Annotated in this window: 1 protein-coding gene and 1 pseudogene; both read left to right on the forward strand. The window is 67.3% G+C overall.

The window, feature by feature from the left end:
* Positions 1 to 236, forward strand: a pseudogene (locus NW818_RS13950) (ISNCY family transposase); the annotation flags it as partial.
* A gap of 167 nt (positions 237 to 403) precedes the next feature.
* Complete coding sequence (locus tag NW818_RS13955) at positions 404 to 835, forward strand: hypothetical protein (RefSeq protein WP_414424899.1); 432 nt, start codon at positions 404 to 406, stop codon at positions 833 to 835.
* The last annotated feature ends 1 nt before the right edge of the window (position 836 follow it).

Genomic DNA, 836 nt, shown 5'->3' on the forward strand with positions numbered 1-836 from the left:
AGAAGGAGCTGAAGAAGCGCCTGCGCGGAGTGCGCCCGATTGAGCGCGCTGTGGCGGAGCAGGACAACCCAGCGGCGACCCTGGTGGGCGGGTATGCGGTCGCAATCCGAAGCGCGCTCAGCGACGATGGGCCGGCCCCGCTCGATGCGCCCGGATTGCGTTTGCAGGAGCGTCTCAGCCAGATCCAGCGCAGCATGCAGGCGATGGCGCAAAAGGGGGATCGCTTCCGCTGCTGACCAAACTGCTCCGACTGGTCGAGCGAGCACTGGACGAGACCGCCGCGCTGTGGGCGCCAATCCGACGCGCCTACACACTGGTCTGGCAGGCGGCGACGGTGCTCGACAATGGGGCGGGACTGCCCGCCGACCAGGTGCAGGCCGCCTACCTGCGGGTGCGACGACGGATGGGACTGGTGAAGCGACACTGTGGCACGCTGGAAGGTGCGCTGACGCACTTCCTGAAGGTGACGCGCAGCTACGCGCCGGGGTTGTTCCACTGCTATACGCATCGGGACATCCCGCGCACAAATAATGGACTGGAGCAGTGCTTCGGGCAGCATCGTCATCACGAGCGCCGTACGACTGGGCGGAAACGGGGGACGCCCTCCACGGTGTTGCGTGGCCCAGTGCGCCTGATAACGAGTGTCGCCAGCCGGCTGCAGCGCTGGACGGCCGCTGAGTTGGCGCCATCAAATGTCGCTGCCTGGCGCGAGGTGCGCCAGGCGGTGCGGGCACGCTTCGCCACCCGTGCGCAGGGTCTGCGCTTCCGCCGCGATCCGGACGCCTATTTGCGCGGCCTGGAGCAGCAGTTTCTCACGTCAGGTTTGCCGGTCTAGA

The organism is Synechococcus sp. R6-5 (assembly GCF_047461775.1).
Lineage (GTDB): Bacteria > Cyanobacteriota > Cyanobacteriia > Thermostichales > Thermostichaceae > Thermostichus.

Coding starts and splice junctions, on each gene's coding strand:
- NW818_RS13955 (WP_414424899.1), top strand. CDS start 404: ATGGGACTGGTGAAGCGACACTGTGGCACGCTGGAAGGTGCGCTGACG.